Below are 4,994 nucleotides of genomic sequence, written 5' to 3'. Positions count from 1 at the left end.
AGCCAGCTCCTTCAGCGCAGCTTTCTCAAGCTCTGCCTCGGCCAGCAGTCGTTTGAGCCGGTCATTCTGCTTCTGGAGCTCTTTGAGTCGCTTGGCGTCCTCGGCCTTGAGCCCGCCGTATTGGTTCTTCCACCGGTAGTAGGTGCCCTCAGTAACTCCGAGTTCCCGGGCAACCGCGGCGACATCATGGCCTTGGGCCAGCATCTTCTCAGCCTCACCGAGCTTGCGGATGATCTGCTCCGGGGAGTGCCGCTTCCTCTTCGCTGTCATGGTTACACCAGTCTTCCTCCCGCCAAGAGCGGGCGCCAGTGCAACTCACATAACTACTGGACCGAAATCAAGGGGTCACTCCAACATACGTAGCTCTTCCGCCAAGCATCTAACTGAGAAGGAGGGGAAGACACCGCATCCGTTGCGAGGTCTCTTCCGTTCGCACGCTTCGCGTCTCGAGAGACGTCGACGTAGTCGCTCACGGGTTCACACCCCTCGTGACATGGGTTCATAGACGGGTCAGCAGGCTCTGTGCAACGAGTGTAACGGCAATACTTTATGGACTTCTGGTGCCAAGACCCCCTAAAGGACATACGGTGTTAGACAGACAGGTGCTCTGCGTCTCGCCTGGAGGAGAAACGCAGAGCACCTGTCGAAATAATTCCTATATGAGCCTCTTTAGACGCGGGCCCTCTGCTTACGCAGCGCACGTGCGGTGAGGATCGCACCACCGCCGAGCAGCAGGGCACCACCAGCAACCAACAGACCGAGGGAAGATGAGTCAAGACCCGTTTCAGCGAGTTCTTCACCAGTGGCCGCTGCATCTTCGGAGGCACCGGGAGCTCCGGCATCTGTGTCCCCCGCCCCACTGGCGGCAGCATCGGACGCGGTAGCCACAGTAACCGCATCACTTGCGCCGCTCTCCAGGCCAACTGCGGTCAACTCATAAGCACCCGATGCGTCCTCGTTTAAGGTGACCGTTACAACTGCACTTCCGTTATCATCAGCAGTTTTACTGATACTGGTGCTGGAGATTTCGCCCGTTGTGGCCAACGTCTGAGAGGCACCATTGATTCCAGTTAACGTAACCTCAACGGTTTCGCCAGATGTGAAGACCGGATCAAATGCAACATCCGCCGCGGCACCGGCAGGCACCTCAACGACATCTTCAGTAGGAGTCGGAGCGTAGGCAAGGGCAGGTGCGGGCGCTAGCGCAACCCCACCGGCGATGGCGAAGGCTGTGACAGCCTTTGCGAAGGTCTTCTTCATGGTGGTCTACCTCAGAGCTAGGTAATTAGCAGTTGAAGGCAATCTCTGGGTGTAGAGTCGCCGACTGTCATCATGCGCCCGTCTACTACTGCTCCGGATGCTTGATAGATCTCAATCTACAGACCTACATGGGTGGAGCGCAACCAACAAAAGCTCTCAAAAGCTAAATTTCTGCGATTTGCGCATCAGAATGCAGTCCAGGTTACGCCCCACATTCAGGTACGACGTCAAGGTCGTTCAGTACTGGGGTGGAGAGGACCTCGAGTTGAGGTCCCGTCATAGGCCGCACTCGCATGTCAAGTGTGGCCGACTCACCCGGAGCTAGATCGGTAGTCCATTCGTATACAGGACGTCCATCATGCTGGCCAAGATGCACCGCGTTCTGGCTACTTCCAATGAATTCTGCCCCTTCCGGTAAGTACACATGCGCCAGTGTGCGGGTAATACCCCTCGGGACACCACTGGCTGTGTGTGCATCACCATCAAAGGTGGCAAGCAAGTAGTCGGGATAATCCTCAATATCTTCTGGAGCGTAGTTCCGCAGAGTTACGCGCAGTACGGCCGTATTATCGCCGCACCAAGCAGCACTCGATCCGACAGCCGTGTAGTAGCTAAGCTTGGTTCCTCCACCTTCATTGAGGTAAACACCGAATCTGGTGCTCTGGGCATCACTAACGGGCATTTCGCCCGCCACCGGAGTTCCTTCGAGAAGTACCCGCTCTCGTTCTTCTGTACTCCAGACCAGAAGGCGTCGTTCTTCGATCGATCGAGTGATAGCGCGTAGCGCCTCAGCTGGTTCTGCCTCACCACCAAGTAGAGCATCAAAAATGGCATCGGCGGCTACCGCGAAAAACAGATCTTGCTCTGCCGGGTCCTCGTACCTCAAATAGGCTTCGTTCAGCAGCAATTGAGCGACGTTATCGCTGGTCAGCTCGTCTCCCGTGGGTAAATGTACTGGCCCTGTAGCTTCCAAGATGTACGACAACGCGACCGGGTCAGTGGCAATAACTCCTGAAGGGTCGCCGCCATACTCATCCAGCCAAAACTGACGTGCTACTTGCGCACCCTCGCTGAACTCGGGAATCATTGTTGAGTTCTGCATGTAACGACCTGGACGGTCACCAAAGATCAGCTCAGTGTCAAAGTCTAAAGGCGTGACGGCCTCTTCCAACTGGGGAAAATCGGCGCCCGGCACCTGATCGGAGAACTCGATGTACCCGTCCGTGGCTGTGATGTGAATAACCTGTCCCACAATGCCACCGTGGGATCGCCATTCGGCATTATTCTGCAGCAAGAGCAAGTGCTCCCGCTGTCCATTGGCGCCGAGAAAAGCCGGCAAAAGCGACGTAGCTCGTGCCGTACCTTCCAGTGTCGGCTCAACTTCCCCAAGCAGTAGGTCAACCTGCGCTGTACCTTCACGCAGCGGCGCCACAAGGCCTGCAGATTCAATGCCTGCAATGCGTTCTCTGGCATTTTGGACTGAAGCATGCGCAGATTGAATTTGCGGGCTAAGTGCCGCGACAGCGTCGACATCAATCTGTCCATCGTTCGGTTGGAGTGCGTCTAACCCAGCACCGGCTTCGGCCGCTGTGGCGAGTCCGTCATGCGCCAGCTCGTCCAGTGTTTCGGTCAGTGTACGGGCAGCACTGAACTGCGGGCCGACCCAGGGAATCACCTCAGCCACCGACCAGATGGGCCCTCCCATATGGCCGCGTGCAGCAGTCAGTTCATGCTGCAACTCATCAAGTTGCGAGGTGTCGCCACTAAGCACTGACTGTGTATCCAGCTCTGCCGCAATATGCTGTGCGCGCTCAATATGCGGCATAGCGCGTGCCACGCTGATTCCACTCCAAGCAAGCACGGCCAGGACTCCGAGAACGAACGCTATGAGCAACCCCAGGGCGACCCGACCCGCCTTAACCTGGTAATTCGCTTCCCTGTGCCACCACCGAGTGCTCGCCATCGTGGCTATCTTACTGTCGACTGGTGGGCGAGGTACTTACTTACCGTCATGTCCATACCCATAGCCATATCCATAGCTGAAGTTGTAGCCATAGGCGTCAGCCCCGCGCGTGGGAACCATGGTCAAGGTAATACCGGCCACTTTGGCACCCACGTTCTCCAAGTTCTCCAACGCCTGCTGCAATTGCCCGCGAGAGGTCCGTGACGCTGAAACCGCCACAATGGCGCCTGCCGTCTCCCGGGCAAGGATTGCTGCATCGGTGACGGGAAGTAGAGGCGGAGCATCGATAATCACCACGTCAGAACCCCGTGCCACGGTGTCCAGCAGAGCCTGCATCTGATGGGATCCCAGCAGCTCACTGGGATTGGGCGGGATTCTTCCTGCAGGTAACACCAACAGAGGCCGATTGCCCCACTGTTGGAAGACGTCTTCGGCGTCGACGCGACCGATGAGCACGTCGGTCAGCCCCACTCCGCCTTCGATGCCAAGGTACTCGGCCACCTTCGGCTTACGGAGATCTCCGTCAATGAGCACCGTGTTCTTCCCGGCATCGGCCAAAGCGATCGCCAAGTTCACCGCTGTGGTGCTCTTCCCCTCCCGAGGGATGCTGGAGGTCACGGTGAAGACCTTGCCGCCATCGAGTTCGATGAACTGCAGGTTCGTACGCAGCGAGCGGAACGCCTCACTGCGCGGGTCCAGCGGATCCTCTTTCATAATGATCGGCCGGGTCTTGGCTTCCGAGTCCACAGGGATCGCACCGATAACGGGCTGATCGGTCACCTGCTGCAACTCCCGCAAAGACCGAATACGGGTGTCCAAGGTGGCACGCAGCACTGCCACACCAATCCCCAGAGCCAGGCCCACTAGACCCCCCAGGGCCACATTCAACGGAATATCCGGGGAGGAAGGCGAGGTAGCCGGTTGCGCCTGAGTCACCTGGGTGATGTTCACCGGCGCTTCATCCGTCCCGGGCAGGGTCTCGGCTTCATTGACCGCGCCGTTCAGACTCTCAGAGACCGCGTTGGCAATCTCAGCCGCCCCTTCAGGGTCTTCGTCCGCAGCGGTCACACTGATGATGGTGGTACCGGTGGTGTTCTCTACTTCCAACCGCTCAGCCAATTCAGATGCTGACTCATCGAGTTCAAGCTCTTGGACAACCGGCTCAAGCACACGAGGCGTACTGGTGAGCTCCACATACGAAGCCATGCGCTCCTGGGTATAGGAGTAGCCCTGCTGCTGCTCACCGATAGTGTCGCCGGCTTGGGATGAGAACATCACCCGACTTGTCGACTGATACATCGGTGTTTGCGCAAGAGAGTAGGCCACCGCCGCACCGACACCGAGCAGCATCAGCGCGATAATCACAATCCAGTTCTTCCGCAGAATGTGAAGGTAATCGCGAAGCTCCACGTGTTCCTTTCCAGAATCAGGACGTCACCGAGGAGACACCAGTACTCCACTGTCCCGCGTCAAGTAGTTGGCAGGATTTCCTTGGTTTTGAATGTCGGGGTGGTGGGGTCGGCCAGGCCCAGGTGCACCTCCTTGGGCCGGTTCCATGAGATGGCCTCGTGGGGCCGGAGCTCGTTGTACTCGATCCGGTAGTCCTCGGCCCGCTCGGCGAGCACGATCGCGTCGTCGATCTCGTCCAGGTAGAGCCGTTCGTACTTCAGCGTGCCGAAGCCGCGTTCACGGGACCCGTTCTGCCCCGGGGTCTTCACTCGGGTGCGCACGTGGTGTAGCTCGGGGTGGGCGGCGATGAAGGACTCGAAGC

Annotated in this window: 5 protein-coding genes; all 5 read right to left on the bottom strand. The window is 58.1% G+C overall.

The window, feature by feature from the left end; genetic code table 11:
- Nucleotides 1-270: IS3 family transposase (locus H578_RS0111970; RefSeq protein WP_022873911.1), on the bottom strand; the 270-nt coding region annotated here is incomplete at its 3' end.
- A gap of 399 nt (nucleotides 271-669) precedes the next feature.
- Nucleotides 670-1,260, bottom strand: a complete 591-nt coding sequence (locus H578_RS0111965) for an LPXTG cell wall anchor domain-containing protein (protein WP_022873910.1) — start codon at nucleotides 1,258-1,260, stop codon at nucleotides 670-672.
- Between the two features lie 202 nt (nucleotides 1,261-1,462).
- Nucleotides 1,463-3,085, bottom strand: coding sequence for a DUF4012 domain-containing protein (locus H578_RS15165; RefSeq protein ID WP_022873909.1), 1,623 nt, complete (start codon nucleotides 3,083-3,085; stop codon nucleotides 1,463-1,465).
- Nucleotides 3,086-3,259: 174 nt separating this feature from the next.
- The gene (locus H578_RS0111955; RefSeq protein WP_022873908.1) at nucleotides 3,260-4,633 is read right to left on the bottom strand and encodes a tyrosine-protein kinase domain-containing protein; all 1,374 of its coding nucleotides are present in this window, start codon (nucleotides 4,631-4,633) and stop codon (nucleotides 3,260-3,262) included.
- Between the two features lie 59 nt (nucleotides 4,634-4,692).
- The coding region (locus H578_RS15300) for an integrase core domain-containing protein (protein WP_156837348.1) at nucleotides 4,693-4,994 on the bottom strand (302 nt) is incomplete at its 5' end.

Source organism: Nesterenkonia alba DSM 19423, from assembly GCF_000421745.1.
Taxonomy (GTDB): domain Bacteria; phylum Actinomycetota; class Actinomycetes; order Actinomycetales; family Micrococcaceae; genus Nesterenkonia; species Nesterenkonia alba.
This window is presented reverse-complemented; position numbering and strand designations above follow the sequence as displayed.

Bases quoted from the DNA above. Each gene is read 5' to 3' on its own strand.
- H578_RS0111965 (WP_022873910.1), bottom strand. From the start codon at position 1,260: ATGAAGAAGACCTTCGCAAAGGCTGTCACAGCCTTCGCCATCGCCGGT.
- H578_RS15165 (WP_022873909.1), bottom strand. From the start codon at position 3,085: ATGCCGCATATTGAGCGCGCACAGCATATTGCGGCAGAGCTGGATACA.